The organism is Marivita sp. S0852 (assembly GCF_046591575.1).
GTDB lineage: Bacteria > Pseudomonadota > Alphaproteobacteria > Rhodobacterales > Rhodobacteraceae > Marivita.
Genome location: NZ_JBIQWA010000010.1, coordinates 30,050 through 51,432, shown reverse-complemented (window position 1 = coordinate 51,432; position 21,383 = coordinate 30,050). Strand labels below are relative to the sequence as shown.

At 59.9% G+C, this 21,383-nt stretch carries 23 protein-coding genes and 1 other RNA gene; 6 read left to right on the top strand and 18 right to left on the bottom strand.

Translation table 11 applies throughout. The features are described from left to right. Positions 1 to 65: 65 nt before the first annotated feature. The 8 genes from ACG74X_RS17720 to ACG74X_RS17685 form a co-directional block, all read right to left on the bottom strand. Complete coding sequence (locus ACG74X_RS17720) at positions 66 to 1,265, bottom strand: aminotransferase class V-fold PLP-dependent enzyme (RefSeq protein ID WP_411236504.1); 1,200 nt, start codon at positions 1,263 to 1,265, stop codon at positions 66 to 68. A gap of 115 nt (positions 1,266 to 1,380) precedes the next feature. Next, positions 1,381 to 3,108, bottom strand: a complete 1,728-nt coding sequence (locus tag ACG74X_RS17715; protein WP_411236502.1) for a BCCT family transporter — start codon at positions 3,106 to 3,108, stop codon at positions 1,381 to 1,383. Positions 3,109 to 3,157: 49 nt separating this feature from the next. Next, on the bottom strand, positions 3,158 to 3,571 hold the full coding sequence (locus tag ACG74X_RS17710; protein ID WP_411236500.1) for a universal stress protein: 414 nt from the start codon (positions 3,569 to 3,571) through the stop codon (positions 3,158 to 3,160). Positions 3,572 to 3,861: 290 nt separating this feature from the next. Further along, positions 3,862 to 4,848, bottom strand: a complete 987-nt coding sequence (gene acuI / locus ACG74X_RS17705) for an acryloyl-CoA reductase (RefSeq protein WP_411236498.1) — start codon at positions 4,846 to 4,848, stop codon at positions 3,862 to 3,864. A 164-nt stretch (positions 4,849 to 5,012) separates the two neighbouring features. After that, positions 5,013 to 5,258, bottom strand: a complete 246-nt coding sequence (locus ACG74X_RS17700) for a DinB family protein (RefSeq protein ID WP_411236496.1) — start codon at positions 5,256 to 5,258, stop codon at positions 5,013 to 5,015. A 1-nt stretch (position 5,259) separates the two neighbouring features. Continuing rightward, positions 5,260 to 5,964 carry a DUF1326 domain-containing protein gene (locus ACG74X_RS17695; RefSeq protein WP_411236494.1) on the bottom strand — a complete coding sequence of 235 codons (705 nt, stop codon included), beginning with the start codon at positions 5,962 to 5,964 and terminating at the stop codon, positions 5,260 to 5,262. Position 5,965: 1 nt separating this feature from the next. After that, positions 5,966 to 6,754 (bottom strand): DUF2182 domain-containing protein, encoded by a 789-nt coding sequence (locus ACG74X_RS17690; RefSeq protein ID WP_411236583.1) that lies wholly within the window; start codon positions 6,752 to 6,754, stop codon positions 5,966 to 5,968. 77 nt (positions 6,755 to 6,831) lie between these two features. Next, positions 6,832 to 7,584: a cytochrome c biogenesis CcdA family protein gene (locus tag ACG74X_RS17685; RefSeq protein ID WP_411236490.1), complete on the bottom strand. Its 753-nt coding sequence runs from the start codon at positions 7,582 to 7,584 to the stop codon at positions 6,832 to 6,834. Positions 7,585 to 7,688: 104 nt separating this feature from the next. On the opposite strand from ACG74X_RS17685, the gene ACG74X_RS17680 reads away from it, so the two are divergent. Beyond that, positions 7,689 to 7,916, top strand: a complete 228-nt coding sequence (locus ACG74X_RS17680; protein ID WP_411236582.1) for a sulfurtransferase TusA family protein — start codon at positions 7,689 to 7,691, stop codon at positions 7,914 to 7,916. A 50-nt stretch (positions 7,917 to 7,966) separates the two neighbouring features. Here ACG74X_RS17680 and ACG74X_RS17675 read toward each other — a convergent pair whose 3' ends face one another. Then, positions 7,967 to 10,927, bottom strand: coding sequence for an Rne/Rng family ribonuclease (locus ACG74X_RS17675; protein ID WP_411236488.1), 2,961 nt, complete (start codon positions 10,925 to 10,927; stop codon positions 7,967 to 7,969). Between the two features lie 631 nt (positions 10,928 to 11,558). On the opposite strand from ACG74X_RS17675, the gene ACG74X_RS17670 reads away from it, so the two are divergent. Together ACG74X_RS17670 and ACG74X_RS17665 are read left to right on the top strand one after the other, a co-directional pair. Then, a complete protein-coding gene (locus ACG74X_RS17670) occupies positions 11,559 to 11,978 on the top strand; it encodes a DUF2852 domain-containing protein (RefSeq protein ID WP_411236487.1) in 420 nt (139 codons plus the stop codon). A gap of 74 nt (positions 11,979 to 12,052) precedes the next feature. Next, a complete protein-coding gene (locus ACG74X_RS17665) occupies positions 12,053 to 12,502 on the top strand; it encodes an RDD family protein (protein ID WP_411236486.1) in 450 nt (149 codons plus the stop codon). Here the strand turns inward: ACG74X_RS17665 and ACG74X_RS17660 are convergent. The 6 genes from ACG74X_RS17660 to ACG74X_RS17635 form a co-directional block, all read right to left on the bottom strand. Further along, a complete protein-coding gene (locus ACG74X_RS17660; protein ID WP_411236485.1) occupies positions 12,486 to 12,719 on the bottom strand; it encodes a ribbon-helix-helix domain-containing protein in 234 nt (77 codons plus the stop codon). The two genes, ACG74X_RS17665 and ACG74X_RS17660, sit on opposite strands and share 17 nt — an antisense overlap. Then, positions 12,716 to 12,889 (bottom strand): DUF4169 family protein, encoded by a 174-nt coding sequence (locus ACG74X_RS17655; protein WP_411236484.1) that lies wholly within the window; start codon positions 12,887 to 12,889, stop codon positions 12,716 to 12,718. The genes ACG74X_RS17660 and ACG74X_RS17655 overlap by 4 nt, the downstream gene beginning before the upstream one ends. 96 nt (positions 12,890 to 12,985) lie before the next feature. Continuing rightward, complete coding sequence (fumC, locus tag ACG74X_RS17650) at positions 12,986 to 14,380, bottom strand: class II fumarate hydratase (RefSeq protein WP_411236483.1); 1,395 nt, start codon at positions 14,378 to 14,380, stop codon at positions 12,986 to 12,988. 79 nt (positions 14,381 to 14,459) lie between these two features. Next, a complete protein-coding gene (locus ACG74X_RS17645; RefSeq protein ID WP_411236481.1) occupies positions 14,460 to 14,990 on the bottom strand; it encodes an SspB family protein in 531 nt (176 codons plus the stop codon). Between the two features lie 94 nt (positions 14,991 to 15,084). Beyond that, positions 15,085 to 15,732, bottom strand: a complete 648-nt coding sequence (locus tag ACG74X_RS17640; protein WP_411236480.1) for a DUF1194 domain-containing protein — start codon at positions 15,730 to 15,732, stop codon at positions 15,085 to 15,087. A gap of 100 nt (positions 15,733 to 15,832) precedes the next feature. Beyond that, a complete protein-coding gene (locus tag ACG74X_RS17635; protein ID WP_411236478.1) occupies positions 15,833 to 15,964 on the bottom strand; it encodes a hypothetical protein in 132 nt (43 codons plus the stop codon). A 325-nt stretch (positions 15,965 to 16,289) separates the two neighbouring features. Here ACG74X_RS17635 and ACG74X_RS17630 point away from each other — a divergent pair, with 325 nt between their 5' ends. Beyond that, positions 16,290 to 16,580 carry a hypothetical protein gene (locus ACG74X_RS17630; RefSeq protein WP_411236477.1) on the top strand — a complete coding sequence of 97 codons (291 nt, stop codon included), beginning with the start codon at positions 16,290 to 16,292 and terminating at the stop codon, positions 16,578 to 16,580. Between the two features lie 18 nt (positions 16,581 to 16,598). On the opposite strand, the gene ssrA is transcribed toward ACG74X_RS17630, so the two are convergent. The 3 genes from ssrA to ACG74X_RS17615 all read right to left on the bottom strand — a co-directional run bounded on the left by ssrA (position 16,599) and on the right by ACG74X_RS17615 (position 18,648). After that, positions 16,599 to 16,953, bottom strand: a transfer-messenger RNA (tmRNA) gene (gene ssrA / locus ACG74X_RS17625). Positions 16,954 to 17,003: 50 nt separating this feature from the next. After that, positions 17,004 to 18,116: a Hint domain-containing protein gene (locus tag ACG74X_RS17620; protein WP_411236475.1), complete on the bottom strand. Its 1,113-nt coding sequence runs from the start codon at positions 18,114 to 18,116 to the stop codon at positions 17,004 to 17,006. Positions 18,117 to 18,285: 169 nt separating this feature from the next. Beyond that, positions 18,286 to 18,648, bottom strand: coding sequence for a DUF4345 family protein (locus ACG74X_RS17615; RefSeq protein ID WP_411236473.1), 363 nt, complete (start codon positions 18,646 to 18,648; stop codon positions 18,286 to 18,288). Between the two features lie 122 nt (positions 18,649 to 18,770). Here ACG74X_RS17615 and ACG74X_RS17610 point away from each other — a divergent pair, with 122 nt between their 5' ends. Continuing rightward, positions 18,771 to 20,036: a hypothetical protein gene (locus ACG74X_RS17610; protein ID WP_411236471.1), complete on the top strand. Its 1,266-nt coding sequence runs from the start codon at positions 18,771 to 18,773 to the stop codon at positions 20,034 to 20,036. Beyond that, positions 20,033 to 21,382, top strand: a complete 1,350-nt coding sequence (locus ACG74X_RS17605) for a cytochrome P450 (RefSeq protein WP_411236470.1) — start codon at positions 20,033 to 20,035, stop codon at positions 21,380 to 21,382. The genes ACG74X_RS17610 and ACG74X_RS17605 overlap by 4 nt, the downstream gene beginning before the upstream one ends. Position 21,383: the final 1 nt, after the last annotated feature.

The following is a 21,383-nucleotide window of genomic DNA, read 5'->3' as shown; positions in this document are numbered from 1 at the left end:
CCCCGATGGCGTCTCTGTTTCAAAAATATCTCGGGGGAGCGCCAAAGGCGCGGGGGCAGAGCCCCCTAAAGCACCGCGTCCAAAGCCTCCAACAGCTTCGTGATCTCATCTTCGGACGTGTAATGCACAAAACTCAACCGCAGCACACCCTTGTCCATATCGACGCCCATCGCCTCAAGCGCGCGGACAGCATAGAAATCACCGCCGCCGCACATGATGCCGCGCTGTGCCATCTCAGCCGCCACCTCTGCAGCCGGACGGGTCAACGCCAGCGCCACCGTCGGCGCGCGGACCGCTGCGTCGGACGGCCCGATCAGGCGCACGGAATTGCGATCCTTCACCGCATCCAGAAGCGGCTGCAAGACACTTACCTCGTGATCCCGCATCAGATCATGCACGCCCCCGGCCTCAACCCCGTGATGCGCCCCCAGCGCGTCCATATAATCGGCCATCCCGGCACAGGCCGCGACCTGCGCATGATCCGGACCCGCAGGCGTGAACCGTTTATACAAGCTTCCTGCGTTGAAATAATGCCCCTGATTGGGCAACAAATTCCCCAACGCCCGCCGGATCACCATGATGCCCTGATGCGGACCATAGGTTTTATAGCTTGAGAACAGATAGATATCCGGCCCCATCTGACCCACATTCGCAAATCCATGCGGTGCATAACTCACCCCGTCGACACAGACGAAGGCACCCGCCGCATGGCACAGGGCGGTGATGTCCAGCACCGGGTTGATTTCCCCCACGACATTGGAACAATGCGGAAAACAGACCAATCGCACATTTTCGTCCAACAGGTTTTCTAGATCCGCCGGGTCCAGATGCCCGGTCTCGGGATCAACGCACCATTCGCGCACCTCAAAGCCGTCATCCGCCAAACGCCGCCATGGCCCGGTGTTGGCCTCGTGATCCTGATTGGTCACAATAATCGCCTCGCCGGGGCGCATGAACTGCCGGAACGCCTGCGCCAGCACATAGGTGTTCTGTGTGGTTGATGGCCCGAAACTCACCTCGTCCGTGTCCACCCCCAACAGCGCCGCCATCCGCGTGCGGGCCTCGTCCATCTCTGCGCCCGCCAGTCGCGACGCCTCATAAGGCCCATAGGGCTGAACCTTCCGCTCGCGGTAGAACCGTGTCAGCCGGTCGATGACGGGCGCACAGGTAAACGACCCACCGGCATTTTCGAAAAATGCCTGCCCCTGCAAAGACGGCTCGGAAAAAGCCGGAAACTGCGCGCGCACGAAATCAATGTCTAGCATGGTTGCCCCTTTCACTTTGGCCGCGACCAAACCCGCACGCGCCAGCAAGGTCAAGCACCGCAACAAAAAAGCCCCGGACCAATGGCCCGGGGCTTTGCAACAGATGAACCTGGCGTTACGCGCTGCGTTCAGACATCAGCCCGCGCAAAATCGCATAGCACATGACCAACAGCACCGCCGTAAAGAACAGCCCCGTGGAAATCACCATCGCCTGCAAACTGTCCAGACCCGCCGTGCCAGCAGCCCCCAGCAGCAACACAGCCGCCACGGCACCTTCAAAGATGCACCAGAAGATCCGCTGCGACACAGGCGCATCCACCTTGCCGCCTGCCGTGATCGTGTCGATCACAAGGCTGCCGGAATCCGACGAGGTGACAAAGAAGATGATGACCAGCACCACCGCAAGAACCGAAGTGATCGACGCCAGCGGCAATTCACCCAGCATCGCAAAAAGCGAAATCTCGGGCTTGTAGGATGCGATGACGTTCTGGAACACGCCACTGTCAGTTGCGCCAGCAACCACCTGACTGATCGCCGTACCACCGAAGGTCGCCATCCAGAACACGCAGACCAACGACGGGATCAGCAACACGCAGGTCACGAACTCGCGCACCGTGCGGCCCCGGCTGACACGGGCGATGAACATGCCAACAAAAGGCGACCAGCTGATCCACCAGGCCCAGTAGAACGTGGTCCAGCCATGCAAGAAACCAGTGTCTTCGCGCCCAAACGGGTTCGACAGCGGCACAATCTCGCGGGCATAGCTGCCCAGGCCCCCGACAAAGTCGCCCAGGATCGCCAGCGTTGGCCCAGCAAGGAACACAAAGGCCAGCAACAAACCGGCCAATCCCATGTTGATCTCGGACAGAACCTTCACCCCGCCATCAAGACCACGCATCACCGACACAAGCGCAATCGCCGTGATGAAGGCGATGATCAGCACCAGCAACATGGAACTGTCATTGCTGCCATCCGCATTGCCCCACAAGAAGCCCAGGAAATTGCGCGTGCCATCCTCTGCGCTGCCCGACCCGAATACCTCTGTCAGACCCGACGCCACCTGTGTAGCCCCAAAGCCCAGCGATGTGGCAAGGCCAAACAGCGTGGCAAAGGCGGCAATTGTGTCGATCGCATTGCCCCAGAAGCCCCAGACGCGCTCACCCAAAAGCGGATAGAACGCCGACCGAAGCGTCAGCGGCAGGCCCTTGTTATAGCTGAACAAAGCCAGCGCCAAAGCCACGATCGCATAAATGGCCCACGGATGCAGACCCCAGTGAAAGATCGTCGCGGCCATCGCCATCTGACGCGCCGCTTCAACCTGCGCGGCATCCATGACCACACCGTCCACAATGCCAAGCTCACCCCCCAAAGGCTGATCGCCCCAAGGTGTGCCAAAGTAATAAACCGGCTCAAGCACGCCAAAAAACATCAGGCCAATGCCCATGCCGGCTGCAAACAGCATCGCAAACCACGCCGGGTATGAATAATCCGGCGTCGCCTCGGTGCCGCCCAACCGGACCGACCCCCAGGGCGTCACGATCAAAACCAGTGCAAAGATCACAAACAGATTGGCCGACATCAAAAAGAACCAGTCAAACTGGCTTTTGATATAGTTACGCATCGCCAGAAACGAGTCGCGCGCGCCCTCGGGAAAGATCAGCGCAATGGCCACAAAGACCACGATCATCACCGCCGAGACCACAAAAACCGGATTGTGAATGTCCACGCGGAACGGCCCGATCTTGCCTTCATAATTGTCCTGACCGATCTCGTAATCGGTCTCGATCACCTCTGACACCCCTTCGGGTTCGGGCAATCCTTCGTTTACTGATGTATCGGCCATAAACGGCCTCCTCTTGTCTGAAATCCTGTTGTGCCCGGACAGCCGTGCCTTACCGCACGACCATCACAGAAATCTTGGCCTTTGCCGCAATCGTACCTCCGTTGGAGGGCCAGAAATAATCCGTCAGATTGGGAATATGGCTGGCCATCACCACTAGATCCGCGCCAACCTGATCAACAGCCTTGAGCAATGTGGGGTCAAGGTCTGTGGTCGGATCGGGGCTGGTCATCGCCACGCCTTCGGTCGACACGCCATGCACCTCTGCCTGCGCTTCGGCAAACTCCGACATCTTCTGCGCAAACTCTTGCGGATTATGCGCAACCGATCCCGGTGTGGCCGCACCAACACCGACATAGACGATGACAGCCCCGTAATGCTTGGCCAGATCCGCCGCGCAGCGCAGCGCCCGGTCCAACGGTTCCAAATGTGCCAGATCGACCGGCACCATGATACGTGTGAACACTCTGTCCCTCCTTTTACGCCGTGATGCCCGCGACGATGCCGGATTATGTCATCCGCACCACCGCACACGGGTGTGTCCCGCGCTATCGACAAGCCCCCATGTCACCGGAGCCCTGCATCTGTCTGGCTAGTGCCATCACACTAAACAGAAGCGCCGCCCCGACACAAGCCGGGGCGGCGCATCATGTGCCGTTTGCGACACATCCAACTTCGCAAAATCGACATTTACCTAAAGAAATGTCAGGTGTTTTCAGAGGGCGATGTCGTTTTCAGACCATTTCCCAAAACCAGCTACCCGCGCAGATCCACCACCACACGACCCTTGACCTGTCCCTTGAGGATCTCTGCCCCCAGCCGGGGCAGATCCTCCAGCGTGGCGGGTGTCACCATCGCCTCCAGCTTGTCCATCGGCAGATCCCGGGCAATCCGCTGCCATGCACGCACCCGGTTGTCATAGGGCTGCATGACGCTGTCGATGCCCAAAAGGTTCACCCCCCGCAACAAAAACGGAATGACCGAAGCCGGCAAATTGGCCCCGCCCGCCAGACCAACCGCCGCCACCGATGCGCCGTATTTCATCTGCCCCAACACCCGAGCCAGCATCGCACCCCCGACCGCATCCACACACCCGGCCCAGGTTTCCCCCTCCAGCGGACGTTTGACCGTCTCGTTGATCTCGTCCCGCGGCACGATCCGGGTGGCCCCGAGCGATGTCAGATACTCCGCCTGTTCCGGGCGTCCGGTCACAGCAGCGACCTCATGCCCCAGATTGGCCAAAATCGCCGTCGCCACAGACCCGACACCCCCGGCTGCCCCGGTCACCAGAACCGGCCCGTCCTTGATGCCATGATCCTCAAGCGCCATCACCGCCAGCATCGCGGTAAAGCCCGCCGTGCCCACCGCCATCGCAGCCCGTGTATCAAGCCCCTCTGGCAGGGGCACCAGCCAATCGGCCTTGACCCGCGCCGTCTGACTGTAGCCCCCCCAATGCGCCTCACCGACGCGCCAGCCGGTCAGCACAACCTTGTCACCGGGGGCATAGCGGTCATCCTCCGACGCCTCGACTGTGCCGGCAAAATCAATGCCCGGCACGTGCGGATATTTGCGCACCAATCCGCCTCCCGGCCCGATGCACAACCCGTCTTTGTAATTCACCGTCGAATGCTCGACTGCCACGGTCACCTCCCCGTCGGGCAGATCGTCCAATCCGATCTCCTCAACCGCCGCCGAGGTCTTGCCACTGTCTTCGTCCTTGCGAACAACCAATGCCTTGAACACGCCTCGCTCCTTCCTCTTGCCAAAAATACCTCGGAGAGCGCGAGAGGCTGGCCTCTCGCTCCCGCCATCTCAGATCGTGTCACATTCGGGTCAATGTTCAAACCACCCCGGTCCGCGCCCTGTCTAAGCACACACGGACCACACCGGTACGTCACTCACGCGCGTCACAACCATAACCCGTCCCCGAACGATCCATCTCGGGGGCCTGCGCGTCCACCGTCAAAACGCGACATCCGCAGCATATCACCCCAAAGCAAATGGTTCGCGGTCTTGAATACCGACCCGAAAAACCCTCTGCGCGCCTGACGCAATTTTGCCTCCGGCTCCGCCGCAAAGCCCGCGCGCAATTGCGTGTTCTGCCCGGCATTATACCGCGCGAAGGTCAGGCAGTATTCGCGGAAAACGCGCATGTTATCTGGGGCCTGACCAATCAATCGGGCAGATCTCGGCGGATTTGCCCCCAAAATCCCAGATGCGGCCATAATCGCGCACTTTCGATTTCACGCCGCGCGCAGCAATGATGTCGGGCCCCATCCAGTATTTCGAATTGGTGATCATCACCGGATGATCGGGCGATGCGCCATCGATCATCTCGATCTCGCCCTGGATCTTGCGCCCGATATACAGCCCCCGCTTCTTGCCGTCGCGCACAATCTCGACTTTCTCGCGCTCGGCCCCCACGATATCGCTCACCAGCATGGTAAACAAACCCGTTGTCCCACCAGCAGCACCGCTGAAGATCTGCAACAACCCGTTATAGGCTTTGCCACTGGCGCGCTCGTCGACATACGCGGCCACCTTCCAGCCGCCCTCGGCCATGCGGCCCGGAATGTCGACCATCAGGCCCACGTTCAGCCCCGACAGGTCTTCGCCCTCGTAATGCCCCTCGTCGATGGCAATCGCCATCCAGGCGTAGCAATGCCCCTCGGTCGGGGGATGTGCGCCAAGGCTGACCACACAGGGGCAGAACACGGTGCACGAACAGTTCAGGAACAATTCCCCCTTGATCGCCCATTCTGTCGGCGTCATGCGCCGCCGTTTGGGGCTGTCCATCCTCTGGTCGATTCTCTGGCTGACCGGCAACCGGTCTGCATCGGGGCGTTTTTTGACCGCCATCTTATCCTCCCGTCATCATGGGCCAGCCAATCACCGCAAGACCCGCAATGATCAGGGCAACGCCCATTGGTTTTGTTGTATAATGCCCGATCTGAGGCAGTTTCTCGACCACCATGAACAGCGTCGCCAACCCCATCCAGGCCAGGTTCATCACCCCGCCGACAAAGCCCAGCGCCATAAAGCCCCAGCAGCAGCCGACGCAAAACGCGCCCAGCCCCAGCCCCATACGCAGCCCGCCGTCAAACCCGGTTTTCCAGCGTGTGAGGAAATAGCTCATCGGACTGTGGCAAACGCCGTGGCAGACCTCTTTGACCTTGGTGAACTGAAACGCGCCAACCGCAATCAGCAGCCCGCCCTGCACGACAACGCTGCGCGCGATGCCCAGCATATCCACGACACTTCCGAACAGCAGTGCCAGCTGCACCGCTGTGATCAGGGCCGCGAACGCCACCCAGACCACGCCGTAGCCCAGCAGCACCCCCCACCAGCCGATCCGTGTGCCATTGGCACTGACCATCAAGTCTTCATAGGCGCGCAAGGTCGGCACCATGGTAGGCAACATCATCGCCGCCATCATGATCGCCCACATCGCAAACAGCGGCCCGAATTCTGCCATGGGCATATACATGTCCATGCGCGGGTCCATCGCACGCATCGTTTCGCCCATCGGACCGGGGCGGCCAAGGATGTCGAGATCCATGCCGACCGCCATCATGTATAAAAACACCCAGGCCCCAAGGATTGCCGCAAAGAATGTCAGCCAGCCGATGGTGCGAAACGTGCCTTGCATCTGGATGTCTTTCTGAACCTGTCCCACCCCGATCAATGTCAGCCAATCCGGCTTCTGACAATTGAAAAATCAGGCCGCTACCCCAGCAGCGCCAGTCCCGGGAATGTCTCAAGCAACCAGAACGCAAAGCTGGTGAACGCACCCGTAACCAGCGCGAGGCCCACAACAACCAGCAAACCGCCCATCGCCAGTTCAATCTTGCGCATATGCTTTTTGATCCGGTTCATCAGCCCCAATGCCCGCGTCATGAACATTGCCGCCAGCAGAAACGGAATGCCCAGACCCGCCGCATAGACCGCCAAAAGCACCGTGCCACGCGTGACCGACGCCTCGGACGCGGCCAGCGACAGGATCGCCCCAAGCTGCGGGCCAATGCACGGTGTCCAGCCAAAGGCAAAGGCCAGCCCCAGCACATAGGCCCCAAAGGCCGACCCGCCCTGTTCGCCGGTCTCAAGCCGCTTTTCCTGATCCAGAAACGGAATCCGGAACACACCCAGAAAATGCAGGCCGAAAATGATCACCACCACACCCGAGGCCTGCGCCAGTTGGGTCTGATAATTCAGAAAAAACGCCCCAAAGGCCGAGGCGGTGAATCCCAGCAGGATAAAAATCGTCGACAGTCCCAGCACAAAAAACAGTGCCGCAATAACGGCCTGCCTGCGCCCTGATCCGCCCTGCTCCATATCGCTGACGCTCACGCCCGACATATAGGCCAGATACGGCGGCACGATGGGCAGAACACAAGGGCTCAGGAACGACAACGCCCCCGCCAGAAGGGCAATGCTCATGGCCGGAAACAAAGCGGCGTCGATGATTTGAAATTCCAACATACTCACGACATATGCCAACCCGCCGATCCTGTCACGCGACGGACAGTCACATGATTGTGCTGCCCCGGTGGACAGACGACGGCGCGCCGCCTAAATCGGTGCATATGACACAAGAGCTTGATGCCACTGGACTGTTATGTCCCCTGCCCGTCCTCAAAGCGCGCAAACGTCTGATGGCGTTGTCCGCAGGTGATGTTCTGCAGATTCGCACCGATGATCCCGCCGCCATCGTGGACGTGCCGCATTTCTGCAATGAGGCCGGGCACACGCTTGTCAGCAGTCAGCAAGACGGTGCCGATATGGTGTGGGTCATTCAGAAAGCCGGAACGTAAAACGCCCCGCGATGATCACGGGGCGTTCTGTTGTTGGTTGGAATGTCGGATCAGCGACCCAGAGACCACCACCCCCGGCGTTTCTTTTTGGGCTCGTCATCCGATTGTTCACTCGCCTCAGCGGGCGCTGTCTCTTTTGCCGCCGTGTCTTTCGGTGCCGCGTCCGGCTCGGCCGCCACAGGTGTGGCAACCGCCACCTCTGCCGCCTCTGGAACCGGCACCGCGTTTGCCGTCTCGGACGCTGGCGCATCCTTGACCGCAGTTGGCGCATCTTCGACAGCCACCGCAGCCGCGGCAGGCGTGTCCGCCTCGGGTTTGGCGGCTTTACGGGTGCGGGTGCGCTTGACCGGCTTTTTCTCTGCCGTGTCTGATGCAACCTCGGCCTCCGCCTCGGCGGCGGGCACGGCTTTCTTGCGTGTGCGCGACCGTGTCGGTTTCTTGGGCGCGTCCTCTGCATCTGCCACAGCAGGCGCCTCGTCACCAGCCGCAGCCTTCTTACGCGCTGGGGCCTTTCGCGTCCGCGTCTTTTTGGGCGCGGGAGCCTCTTCACCGGCCTCGACAGGGGCAGCCTCTGCTGGCTCTGCCTGCGCGGCGGTGTCTTCGGCAGCTTCCGCATCCACTTTGGGTTTGCGGGTCCGGGTCCGGGTGCGCTTGGGCTTGACCGGGGCCTCCTCGGCTTGGGCTTCCGCTGCGGGAGGTGTCGCCTCCTCTACCCGGGCCTCAGTATCGGCAGCCGCTGGCACCGGCGCGTCTGTATCGGCGTCGTCGGGCGTTTTATCGTCGGACTGGTCCCCATCATCGCCGCTATCGGAGCCATTCTCCTCATCGTCCTGACGATCCCGATTGCGATTCCGGTTCCGCCCGCCACGGCGCGACCTGCGGCGGCGCTTCTTGGGCTTGTCATCCTCCTCATCAGAGGTTTCAGAGACCGCATCGGTCTGATCGTCATCCTCGGATGCTGCATCCTCGTCGATCTGATCCATGATCGAGGTATCCACCGACACCACCGGTGCCCCGGCTTCGGGCACGGCGCGAGTGGCGGTCTTGAACTTCTCCATGGAAAAATCAGGGCTGACCATATGCACATCGCCCTCAATGCGCACAGACAGACCATAGCGCGCCTCGATCTGGGCCACATGTTCGCGCTTTTGGTTCATCAGGTAATTGGCAATCGACACCGGGCAGGTGATCAACACCTCGCGTGAACGGCGGCGCACGCCCTCTTCCTCGATCTGGCGCAGCACCTGCAGCGCCATATTGTCATCCGACCGGATCAGACCCGTGCCATGACAGCTTGGGCATGGCTGCGTCGTCGCCTCGATCATGCCGGGGCGCAGACGCTGGCGGCTCATCTCCATCAGGCCAAAGCCGGAAATGCGCCCCACCTGGATGCGCGCACGATCATTCTTGAGCTTGTCCTTGATGCGCTTTTCAACGGCAGCGTTGTTCTTACGCTCGTCCATGTCGATGAAATCAATCACAATGAGGCCCGCAAGGTCCCGCAAGCGCAACTGGCGCGCCACCTCTTCGGCGGCTTCAAGGTTGGTCTTCAAAGCGGTCTCTTCAATAGAGCCCTCTTTCGTCGCCCGACCCGAGTTCACGTCGATGGCCACCAACGCCTCGGTCACGCCGATCACGATGTAGCCGCCAGACTTCAACTGCACCGTCGGGTTGAACATACCCGACAGGTAGCTTTCGACCTGATGCCGCGCGAACAAGGGCATCGGATCGACGTAATGCTTCACGTTTTTCGCGTGGGACGGCATGATCATTTTCATGAAGTCCTTGGCGATGCGATAGCCGCGCTCACCCTCGACCAGCACTTCGTCAATCTCGCGGTTGTACAGATCACGGATCGACCGTTTGATCAGGTCGCCTTCCTCGTAAATCTTGGCTGGCGCGATCGACTTGAGCGTCAATTCGCGGATCTGCTCCCACAGCCGCTGCAGATACTCGTAGTCGCGCTTGATCTCGGTCTTGGTGCGCTTGGCCCCCGCCGTCCGAATGATCAGCCCCGCACCCTGCGGCACGTCAATCTCGTTGGCGATCTCTTTGAGTTTCTTGCGGTCCGGCGCGTTGGTGATCTTGCGGGAAATGCCACCGCCCCGCGCGGTGTTGGGCATCAGCACGCAGTAGCGTCCGGCCAGCGACAGATAGGTGGTCAGCGCCGCACCCTTGTTGCCCCGCTCTTCCTTGACGACCTGCACCAGAAGGATCTGGCGCACCTTGATCACTTCCTGGATTTTATACCGCTTGGGGCGTGGCTTGCGGCGCGGGCGGATTTCGTCCTGTGTGTCATCATCTGCAACAGATTCGATGGTCTCGTCACGATCCGCAGGCTGTGCCTTTGAATCGTCGTCGTCATCGTCCCCGTCAGTTTCGTCACTGTGAGTCTCATCGCCGCCAGTTTCGTCGCTGTCGGACAGATCCGTCTGCGCGTCGTCTGTGTTATCCGACGACTGATCGCTTGCGTCAGCAGCCGATGTATCTTCTGGCTCTTCAACCGGCGTTTCGGCCACGGTCTCCATCGGTGACAACCCTTCGGTGTCACGCGCATCATCGGTCAGATCAATGGTTTCCATCCCAGAGATCTCTTCCGAAACCTCTTTGGTTGCGACGGCATCCTCGCTATCGGCCTTGGCCGCCTTGGACCGTCCCCGACCCCGCCCACGGCGCGGCTTGGAGGCGTCTTCCTCATCATCCCGTTTGGCCTGAGATTCGGCATAGGCGCGCTCTTCTTCCAAAAGCGCTTCGCGATCCGCGACCGGGATCTGATAATAATCCGGATGAATTTCCGAAAACGCAAGAAACCCGTGGCGGTTGCCACCGTAATCAACAAACGCCGCCTGAAGCGACGGCTCGACCCGTGTTACTTTTGCGAGATAGATGTTGCCAGCAAGCTGGCGCTTGTTTTCGGATTCAAAATCGAATTCCTCGACCTTGTTTCCATCAACCACCACAACGCGGGTTTCTTCCGCGTGGGTGGCATCGATAAGCATTTTCTTAGGCATAAAGTCCGTTTGCACGACCTTCGCCGCCTGCAATCCGGAGGATCAAGGCGGGATAAGCGGTGTCTTGTCATGGCGAGTATGGGCGCAGCGGCTGGCCGGGGTGAAATGCCCCGTTGCTCTAGCCTCATGTCCTGCGCGCGTGTCATCGCGTTTCTTCTCCGACGCATACCGCGAACCGGCTGCATCCGTTGCGAACCTGGTGTTCGAGAACAATCAGGCTTATGTAGAAGGCCTTTCGGCCGCATCAGCGTATTCTGCGATCAGGGCACTTTGCCGACACACAGAACAGCGAAACTCTTGGCGCAGACATCGCATCGCGATTTGCGCTTTCACCAACATAAGGCGAGAGCCCCCCATGACACAATGGGCAATTGTCGCTTTTGTGTCGGGACAGGACGGCCCTTACCGGCAAACAGGGGCGACAATACGGGGCACAACGGGCTTTTCACGCCCTGTTTTGCCGCAAATCAGCATCAATTTGATAGAAAACTATACGCATAAGCCCCTGATAAAATATCAAAATAAAAGTAAATGTAAAAAACATTCACATTTTTTCTTGTAAAATCGCTCGTAAATCCCGATTTGTTTAATGTGAAAAGCATTCACATCACGCAAACCAACGGAGTTACACATGACCACCATTGCAGCCCCCGCTTCTCTTCCGGCCCGCATGGGTTGGTTTTCCCGCGCCGAACGCTGGCTGGACGCCAAAGGCAAAGGCGCGTGGATCGCCGCCATGGTTCTTGGCCTGATCTTCTTCTGGCCCGTCGGGCTGGCCCTTCTCGCCTATATGATCTGGAGCAAACGCATGTTCAACACATCCTGCAACACCCGCCGCATGGCATCCAAGTTCACCGCAATGCGGTCTTCGGGCAACACGGCCTTCGACGCGTATAAAAACGAAACGCTGCGCCGCCTCGAAGAAGAGCAGGAGAATTTTGAGGCCTTCCTCGAACGGCTGCGCGAAGCCAAGGACAAGTCCGAATTCGACCAGTTCATGGACGAACGCGCCAAGGCCGCCAAGGACACACGCGAAAGCGAAGACGCCTAAACTTTGGCCTATCCCCTTGTGGTCCCGGATCGGGGCCACTTTATACACCGATATCCCTGAAAGAGCCGTCACCCATGTACGCGACCCATCCTGCCCCCAACCTGCCCGACCCGATGGTCCAGCCCGAGTTTTACGACTCGGTCACGATCAAACGTGGCCTCGCGTGGGCGATCGACGCGGCGCTGATCCTGGTTCTGGTGGTGCCGGTTGTCATCATGACTGCGTTTATCGGCCTCTTCTTTCTGCCCTTTCTGTTCTTCCTGACCGGCTTTGTCTACCGCGTGGCCACAATCACCGGCGGGTCCGCCACTTGGGGCATGCGCGTCATGGCCATCGAATTCCGAGACCGACGCGGCGAACATTTCGATTTCTCGCAGGCCTTTGTTCACACGCTGGGCTATACGGTATCAATGTCGGTTTTCCCGCTCCAGCTGATTTCGATTGCGATGATGTTTCTGACCGAACGCGGTCAGGGTCTTACGGATCTGATCATGGGCACAGTGGCAATCAATCGGCGGGCGTGACACGACGCTGGTAATGCTCCAGCACAAACACCCGGATCGCCGAAGCAAGACCCACATCCATCCCCCGGCGTTCGTCAATTTCGGCCGCCAGCGCATTGATCGGCTTGCCCTGATCCGTCGCAATATCGCGGAACGCCTGCCAGAACACATCTTCCAGCGACACGCTGGTGCGATGCCCCCTCAAGGTAAGCGACCGTTTGACCGGCCGTCCGCTCATGATCTGGATTTGCCGTCGAGATCCCGCTTGGCTTTGGCCGCACGCGCCGCCTCAACGTCTTTCTGCGCCTTGGTCCGTCCAAACTTCACCGCGTTCTCATCCGCCTTGGCGCGCTTGTCCCTGCGCGCCTTGGCTTTGCGAAACTGGTTGAGATTGGTGACGGTGTTCATAGCCAAAGGATACTGCCTGCGCCGACGCAAACAAGGCCCTTCGAAGGGCCTTGTCACGCGATTTCGAAATCGCGTCCCAAACTGTTTCGAAACAGCTTACCCCTTCGGCCCGATCATCTGCTCCGGCCGCACCACGCGGTCGAAGGTCTCGGCGTCGACAAAGCCCAGCGCAATCGCTTCTTCCTTCAGCGTCGTGCCGTTCTTATGCGCCGTCTTCGCCACCGTTGTCGCGTTGTCATAGCCAATCGTCGGCGCAAGCGCTGTGACCAGCATCAGCGACTCTTTCATCAGCTTGTCGATGCGCGGCGCGTTCGCCTCGATCCCCAGCAGCATCCGCTCGGTAAAGCTGTCCGCCGCGTCGCCCAAAAGCTGGATGGATTGCAGCAGGTTATAACTCATCATCGGGTTGTAGACGTTCAACTCAAAATGACCCTGCGAACCCGCGAATTTGATCGCTGCATCGTTCCCCATCACATGCGCCGCCACCTGCGTCAGCGCCTCGGCCTGTGTCGGGTTCACCTTGCCCGGCATGATCGACGATCCCGGCTCATTTTCGGGCAGGATCAACTCCCCAAGGCCCGAGCGCGGACCGGAGCCAAGGAACCGGATGTCATTGGCAATCTTGTAGCACGACCCGGCGACCGTCGCCAAAGCGCCCGACATGAACACCATCGCATCATGCGCCGCCAGCGCCTCGAACTTGTTGGGCGCGGTGACAAACGGCAATCCCGTGATCTCGGCCATGTTGGCCGCTACCGTCTCGCCCCAGCCCTGCTTGGTGTTCAGCCCGGTGCCCACAGCGGTGCCACCCTGCGCCAGCTCGTAAATCCCCGGCAAACACGCCTCAACGCGCGCGAGCCCCATACGGATTTGATGCGCGTAACCCGAGAACTCCTGCCCCAAGGTCAAAGGCGTGGCGTCCTGCGTGTGTGTTCGGCCAATTTTGATAATGTCCTTGAACTCATCGGATTTCTGCTCAAGCCCCGCCGCCAGCTTTTCCAGCCCCGGCATCAGCACATCCCGCACCATCATCGCCGTCGCGATATGCATCGCGGTGGGGAAGGTATCGTTTGACGACTGCCCCATGTTGCAGTGATCGTTCGGGTGAACCGGGTCTTTCGATCCGATCTCGCCCCCCAGAATCTCAATCGCCCGGTTCGCAATCACCTCGTTCGAATTCATGTTCGACTGCGTGCCCGACCCGGTTTGCCACACGACCAGCGGGAAGTTGTCGTCGAACTTGCCCTCGATCACCTCGCCCGCCGCCTGAATGATCGCATCGGCCAGTCGCGCGTCCAGATCGCCTGACGCTTTGTTCGCCATCGCACAGGCTTTCTTGATCACGCCCAAAGCCCGGACAATCGCCACCGGTTGCTTTTCCCAGCCAATGGGGAAGTTCATGATCGACCGCTGCGTCTGCGCGCCCCAATACTTGTCTGCGGGGACCTCCAAAGGGCCAAAGCTGTCGGATTCTGTACGGGTCTGCGCCATGCGGGCCTCCTGCGGTATACGGTTGCATGCCGTTTAACGGCATCACAAGACAGAGGCAATTGTCAAACTGGCGCAGGTCTTACTTGCGAAATGTGTCCAGACTGACCACGTCCGCGTCTTTCTTGGGGGTGTCTTTTTTGGGAGCGTCCGCATCCGATGTGTCGCTCTTTTTGACCACTGGCGGGATCGTTGTCTCTACCACCTCTGACACCGGTCGCGGCGCGGGCACCAGTGCGGTGTCCTCGTGGGACGGCTCGTCCGCACTTTCAAAGCGCAGCCCGAATTCGACCGAGGGGTCAACAAAGGTCAGGATCGCATCATACGGGATATAAAGCCGCTCTGGCGCGTCGCCAAAATTCAAAGTCACGGCAAAGCCGTCTTCCCCGACATCCAGATTGTCATACCAATGCTGCATCACCACGGTCATCTCGCCAGGATACCGGTCTGACAACCAATCGGCGATTTCCACATCCGGATGGCCGGTGTCAAAGGTTATGAAAAAATGATGCTCTCCGGGCAGTCCGTTTTGATGAACTTCCTCAAGCACATTGCGGATCAGTCCCCGCATCGCCTGATGCATCAGATTTCCGTAGTTGATGCCAGTCGTCATGCCATAACCCCCGAGTCAGTTCTGATCATATTGCATAAATCGGAAAACAAAAGACCACGGCACCCCCAAAATGTTGCCAATTGGCGAAAAACCGTTATCCCAGCGCCGCGCTGATTTCGCGCAGGATTTTGGTCCGGATCGCGCGGGCAAAGTCGCGATGCCCGCGGGCGGTTTCGACAAACCCGTCAGAGGTGATCACGTTGCGCGTGTAAAAATTGGTGATCGCACGCCCCAAGCTTTCGATGGCCAGCCCGTTCACAGTCACCCCCGCCCGTTCGGCAGAGCGTCGGACCCTCCCGATTTCGCCACCCGCATTGGGCGTGCCGTCGCCTGACATATCAATCACCCGCCGGGCACAGTCCGGCCCGGTTTCAAAGTGACGCAACGCCACGCTCAACGCGTCTGCCGGGGCGGTGTTTGACATGACAAAGGCGCGCGGAAGGCGTTGGACCGCATTCGCAAACAGCTGCACATGGCTGCGGCTTAGCATTTGCGTCCAGTCAAGGCTCACATCCTGCGCATCCACGCCGGACCACTGAATGACGCTCAGCGCCACCCGATCACGCACCAGGATCTCGGCAATTTCCGGATCGCGCAGCGCCGCCGCCAGCCCATCCACCTGCACCCTGAACTCCCCCGGATCAACCGAGTTGGACACATCCATCGCAAGGATCAACGCCGTTCGGCACGCCTGCACCGGTTGGGCCAGCCAAAGACATGCAAGAATTACGCGCCAGAACATCAACGCAGTAAGGCCCGTTCTCTCGCCTTGGTCAAGCGCGCCGAAACGGGGCACATATGGCACCGCCTCAAACGCGATGCAACATGGGCGGATCACCCGATCAGAGATAGTCGTAGTTGGACCCCGGCCCCTGTGCCACATCACCGGGATCAACCGCAGCCGACGGTGTCAGGTCTGGTGAGAAGAGGCGATGATCGTAATTGTCGCCCCCATCGGATTCGAACTTGTACACATCGCCGTTCAGCAACTCGTAGGTGCTTGTCTAGATGGTCGAGGAAATGGGCATGGTCGAACTGGAACCGGAAGACCGCGACGCGATCCTTGATTACCTTGCGGAATACGACAATCCCGACAGGCCGCATTTTCCCTCACGCTAAGGGCCGGACCGGCGGGCTGGTGTCGCTGTCATCCAGTCCGCAGGACAATTGTTGCCCAAGCCATAACGCGATCCGGCAGGCTTTTGCCTAGACCCCGTGTCGCGCCAAAACCCGTTTGCCACCCGTTCTGCCCTGTTGTCGTGTCCCGGTCCGACCAACACCCATCCGAGGACACGACAGATGAAACGGCTTTACGCGATCCTGTTGCTGACGGCTTTTGGACCGCACACACCGGTCTTGGCCAGCACCGACGACCCGCTTGTGCCCTGCGTCGTAAACGGCAACTGCAACAATGCCAGCGGGGGCAAGGGCGGCACGGGCGGTCAGCATGGCACAGACGGCCAGGACGGCCTGCCCGGCTGCGATGGCGGAACAGACCCGTCGCCCGACGGCAAGTTCTACATCCCCGGCACCGATCAGGAATGCAATCCCGGCCCAGGCGACCGACGCAAGTTGGACGCGGATCAATAAGCAAACACTGAAAACGAAAATGCAGGCTTCTGTTGCCAGGTGCCTGCGAACCCCGCCTGATGCTGCTAGGCGTCAGGGCTTAATTTTCGGTAACTCCGACTGCTTACGCAGCCATTGCGACCGGAGCATTGTTGTCATTTGCAACTATACTATGCGAACCGATAACGGTGGTATCTCACCGGGACAAAGCTAACGTGTTTAGACGTTCGTCGATCCTATTTCGGCCCCATGATCCTGCAAATGACAGGGTGTTTGGTGGAGCCGCCGGGTACCGCCCCCGGGTCCGAGCCGCTTATTGAACGCGCGTTTATGTCCATAGTCTTCTTGCGAAGACATGACCTATATCGTGTGTCCTGATCCATATTTCAAGACTCGATTGTACGTCTTTTCCAAGCTCTGACCTCAAGGACCGCATCGCCCCGTTCAGCCTGCGCGGCCCGAGGGCGACATCAAGAGCGGTTTGTGGTTTTTCGCGTGGCGGTGGATCAGTTGCTTTTGCAACCGCCCCGGCGGAATATAACGTGCCGGCTCTGGCCCTGTGTCGGTGTCGCGCAAACCCGGAAAAAGGCTGAGGATTTCACGCCGCGCCTCTGCGCTGACCGCTTTGAGCGCCTCGGGTCCGGTGAACAGGCTTTCGGTTGGTGCGCCTTCGGCAAGGATCACTTCATGCGCATCGAACAGCAAATGGTAATAATCCACTGCGCGGACCGGAACGTCCTCGAATATCCCCGGCAACGCGGTCAGCTTGATCGCCGGGACCAGAACATCGCGATGGCCAAACATCCGTTCGGCAATTTTCGACGAGATCAGCATCCGGTGCTGCCGTGACACCAGCAAATCACGCAATGGCAAGCCGTTGGCCAGCGCACCCGCCATGATCCGCACAGGCCGCAGCTTGGCATTCCGCGCCAGCGCATCGGCGCACAGCCCGGTGTGAAAAACCTGGCGCAGTGTCGCAAATGTCCCGTCTTGTCGGCGCACAGCATCCCCAGCGCGCAACGCCTCGACTGGCCGCAATCCGTGCCGCGTTTCGATCCGCGACCCACGACAGAAACACACCGGGACAATGTCGCTTGCCTCCACCGAAGGCGTGCCATTGCCGCCCGGCCCTTCCCGCGCGCTGATAACACGCAAAGACGTGTTAAACGGCGGTACGGTATCTACAAATGCAACCGCTTCATTGGTGGCATAAGAGGGGCTTGAATTGTTGAAATTGACGGCAAGCGCACGGTATTCGATCCCGGTTGCATCGTCGCGCAGGACAAATTCGTACTCGGCCTCGATCCGGGTTCCATTTCTGTAACTCGTGCCGAACAACGTCTGCGCGCCGTTCAGCCTTTGACTGCTGTCATTGTCGTCAAAGGTTGTGTCAGGCCCATTGTCCCGCACCTGAACTTCCTCGAAGTCACGGCTGGTGAAGGTCATGAATTCGCCGACAAGGTGGCTGCCATCGCCTTGGGTGATACCATCAAGCGTGACACCGCCGGTCAGCGATACTGCCGACTCTCCCAGCACCCAGATGGAATAATTGCCCACAACCTGACCTCACACATCCCGCATCTTGCCGCGCGGTCACAGGGTGTGGATATCATAGAACGCGCCGGAAACAAATTCCGCCACGTCAATGCCCGAAAAACGTCACAGAATTACCACCAAAAGATGCGCCTGCCGCGTGCGCCCAAGCGACAATCGACCTGGACCTCTCCTAGCCCAGCGCGTGCGCATTGGCCCAGATCAGCCAGATCGCAAACACCGCTTCGAAAACGAAATACAGATGCGCTTTCGGAAAAGGTGGCGCGTCCATCACCAGCGCAACCGCGCGCCCGATGCCAGCACCCAGATACACCATGCCCATCATGAAATATGCCCATGGCTCGCCCGACCAAAGACACCAGCCGCCGACAGCAACAAACATCCCCCCCGCCGAGGCCCGCAATTCGGACAGACCCATGGTGGTGTCGCCGGTTTTGAGATCCAGCACCTCGGCCGTGTAACGCGGTACCAATAAACCGAACCCGCCCAGCGCGATGGTCAGCACAGCGGTGATGATGTTGATAATGTCGATCATGAATTCCCTTTCCGGTTTCGATGTAAACCCGGGACACGCGCGTGGGTTCCGGCCCTTCACCAAACATATGGCGCATTTTCGTGCGATTGCTAAACTGTCGCAAACAACATAGCGGTTCGCCCATGCCTGCCTCGTCCCCCCAAGTGCGCCGCCGCAAGGTGTTCTATATTCCCGGCTATGACCCTTTCCCGCCGCGCCGATACCGCGAATTGTATCGCAAGGAAGGCGCGCAACAGGCCGAAATCTCGGGCTACGGGCTGCGTGTTTCGGGAAATCCACCGGATGCGCAAGAGGACAGCTACGGCTGGCAGGCCTCGGGGCTGATTGACGACACGCGCGTTCACGCCGATTTCGAAGTGCTGGTCTGGTCCGATATCGTCCAATCCACGATGTCGACCACCATTCCCGGAACCTATTGGCAGCTGCTTCGCACAAGCTGGATCTATATCGCGTCGGGCACGCTGCGGCGTCTTGCGGTTCTGCCCAAAGGCCCGTTGGCCGCCGCGCTGTATCCGATTGGCGTTTTGATCTTGCAATTGAGTGTCGCCCTGCTTGCCGCACATCTGCTGGGCTGGGCACTGAGTGCCGGGTTCCGCGCCCTTGCGCTTGGACTAATCGGGGACGGTGCCGTCCTGCGCTGGGGGATGGCACTGCTCTATTGGGGGCCGTTCTTTGCAAGTGTCGTGGTGATCCTGCGCTGGTTCAAGGCCCAGGACCGCAGGATTTACGCGTATTATCTGATGAACGATTTTGCCTTCTCGGCCAGCCACAAAGGCGCAACACCACCCCAGTTGCAAGACAGGTTGGACGCCTTTCGCGCAACCATCGCTTCGGCCTTGCAGCAGGATTATGACGAGGTGCTGGTGGTCGGCCATTCGTCCGGCGCACATCTGGCCGTATCCATTCTGGCCGATATCCTGCGCGACCTCAAAGAGCCGCCGACCGCACTGTCTCTCCTCAGCCTTGGGCAGGTGATCCCTATGGTATCTTTTCTGCCGGATGCGCACCAATTGCGCGCTGACCTTCAATTCCTGTCGGAACGCGATGAGATCGTCTGGATCGACGTCACCGCCCCTGGCGATGGGTGTTCCTTTGCGCTGTGCGACCCGGTCAGCACATCCGGCGTTGCCACCCGCGACAAACAATGGCCGCTGGTCTTTTCCGCACAGTTTTCACGCAGCATGGGCGAGGCACAGTGGCAAAAGCTGCGACGCAAGTATTTCCGACTGCATTTCCAGTATCTCTGCGCGTTTCAGAACCCGCTTGATTATGATTACTTTCAGATCACCGCAGGCCCACTGACGCTTGGCACCCGCTACGCGACCCGCCCGCCCTCCAAAAGCCGGATCGACGTGCCGGTGTCCAAATACACCTCAACCCGGCCGTGATCCCACCCAAGCCCACGCCGCGCCCTGACCGGGTGTCGCTCTGGCGCTATATGCGCCTGTTCCGGCGCGATATCCTGTCGGCCCAACCCGAACGCCTGTATCACGCGTGGATGGCTGAATTCCGCACGCCATTCTTCCGGTCCTATCTGGCCAATGACCCCGCCCTGCTGCGCACGATCCTGACCGAACGGCCCCGGGATTTCCCCAAATCCAACCGCATCGGTGAAGGGCTGCGCCCGCTGCTCGGCAACTCGGTGTTCCTGACCAATGGCGCGACATGGGAAAAGCAGCGCCGCATCATCGACCCAGCCTTCGAACGCGGTCGCCTGTCCCACAGCCTGCCCGCCATGTGGGACGCAGGTGGCGCGATGGTGGCGCGCGTGCTGGATATGATCGGCACCGGCCAACAGATCGAGATCGAGGAGATCACCAGCCGCGCCGCCGCTGACGTGATCTTCCGCACGCTCTTTTCCATCCCCATTGACGATAAGATCGCCGCCGAAGTGTTCCACGAATTCCGCCGCTATCAGCGCGCGCAACCCATCCTCAACCTTGCCGCCTTTGTGCCCCTGCCGCAATGGGTGCCACGCTTTCACCGATCCGAAACCAAAGCCGCAGCCCGCCGTATCCGCAGCCTGATCACCGACCTGACCACCCGGCGAATGCAGGCCATCACCAAAGGCACCGCGCCAGACGATCTGGCCACCCGCATCATGACCACACCCGACCCGCAGACCGGCGAAACCTTTAGCGTGGACGACATGGTCGATCAGGTCGCGATCTTCTTTCTGGCCGGTCATGAAACCAGCGCCAGTGCGCTGGCCTGGGCGCTGTATCTGTGCGCCGCTGATCCGACATGGCAAACCGCCATTGCCACCGAAGCCGTCGATCTGACCCACGCGTCACAGGTCAAAAGCCTGACCCTCAGCCGTGACGTGTTTCGCGAAACGCTGCGGCTTTATCCGCCTGTGCCGATGATGGTGCGCGAAACCACCCGGCCCGAGACGTTTCGCAAACGCGCCATCCCGAAAGCCGCGCAACTGGCTCTGAGCCCGTGGCATCTGCACCGGCACACGCGGTTGTGGGACAGCCCTGACGCTTTTGATCCGGCGCGTTGGCAGAGGCCGGAAAACCGCCAGTCGGTTCGCGACGCCTATATGCCGTTCAGCACCGGACCGCGTGTCTGCCCCGGTGCCGGGTTTGCGATGGCCGAAGGTCCGCTTTTGCTGTCGATGCTGCTGCGCAGGATCTCGCTCAGCCCGATCCCGGAAAAACCCCCGCAGCCGGTTGCGCATCTGACGGTGCGCGCAAAAGACGGCATCTGGCTGCACGCCGTTCCGCGTTAGC

What these genes read in the sequence shown, in the direction of transcription:
- ACG74X_RS17720 (WP_411236504.1), bottom strand. Translation starts at nt 1,265, where the DNA reads ATGCTAGACATTGATTTCGTGCGCGCGCAGTTTCCGGCTTTTTCCGAG.
- ACG74X_RS17715 (WP_411236502.1), bottom strand. Translation starts at nt 3,108, where the DNA reads ATGGCCGATACATCAGTAAACGAAGGATTGCCCGAACCCGAAGGGGTG.
- ACG74X_RS17700 (WP_411236496.1), bottom strand. Translation starts at nt 5,258, where the DNA reads ATGCGCGTTTTCCGCGAATACTGCCTGACCTTCGCGCGGTATAATGCC.
- ACG74X_RS17695 (WP_411236494.1), bottom strand. Translation starts at nt 5,964, where the DNA reads ATGGCGGTCAAAAAACGCCCCGATGCAGACCGGTTGCCGGTCAGCCAG.
- ACG74X_RS17690 (WP_411236583.1), bottom strand. Translation starts at nt 6,754, where the DNA reads ATGCAAGGCACGTTTCGCACCATCGGCTGGCTGACATTCTTTGCGGCA.
- ACG74X_RS17685 (WP_411236490.1), bottom strand. Translation starts at nt 7,584, where the DNA reads ATGTTGGAATTTCAAATCATCGACGCCGCTTTGTTTCCGGCCATGAGC.
- ACG74X_RS17680 (WP_411236582.1), top strand. Translation starts at nt 7,689, where the DNA reads ATGACACAAGAGCTTGATGCCACTGGACTGTTATGTCCCCTGCCCGTC.
- ACG74X_RS17675 (WP_411236488.1), bottom strand. Translation starts at nt 10,927, where the DNA reads ATGCCTAAGAAAATGCTTATCGATGCCACCCACGCGGAAGAAACCCGC.
- ACG74X_RS17670 (WP_411236487.1), top strand. Translation starts at nt 11,559, where the DNA reads ATGACCACCATTGCAGCCCCCGCTTCTCTTCCGGCCCGCATGGGTTGG.
- ACG74X_RS17665 (WP_411236486.1), top strand. Translation starts at nt 12,053, where the DNA reads ATGTACGCGACCCATCCTGCCCCCAACCTGCCCGACCCGATGGTCCAG.
- ACG74X_RS17660 (WP_411236485.1), bottom strand. Translation starts at nt 12,719, where the DNA reads ATGAGCGGACGGCCGGTCAAACGGTCGCTTACCTTGAGGGGGCATCGC.
- ACG74X_RS17655 (WP_411236484.1), bottom strand. Translation starts at nt 12,889, where the DNA reads ATGAACACCGTCACCAATCTCAACCAGTTTCGCAAAGCCAAGGCGCGC.
- fumC (WP_411236483.1), bottom strand. Translation starts at nt 14,380, where the DNA reads ATGGCGCAGACCCGTACAGAATCCGACAGCTTTGGCCCTTTGGAGGTC.
- ACG74X_RS17645 (WP_411236481.1), bottom strand. Translation starts at nt 14,990, where the DNA reads ATGACGACTGGCATCAACTACGGAAATCTGATGCATCAGGCGATGCGG.
- ACG74X_RS17640 (WP_411236480.1), bottom strand. Translation starts at nt 15,732, where the DNA reads ATGTTCTGGCGCGTAATTCTTGCATGTCTTTGGCTGGCCCAACCGGTG.
- ACG74X_RS17630 (WP_411236477.1), top strand. Translation starts at nt 16,290, where the DNA reads ATGAAACGGCTTTACGCGATCCTGTTGCTGACGGCTTTTGGACCGCAC.
- ACG74X_RS17615 (WP_411236473.1), bottom strand. Translation starts at nt 18,648, where the DNA reads ATGATCGACATTATCAACATCATCACCGCTGTGCTGACCATCGCGCTG.
- ACG74X_RS17610 (WP_411236471.1), top strand. Translation starts at nt 18,771, where the DNA reads ATGCCTGCCTCGTCCCCCCAAGTGCGCCGCCGCAAGGTGTTCTATATT.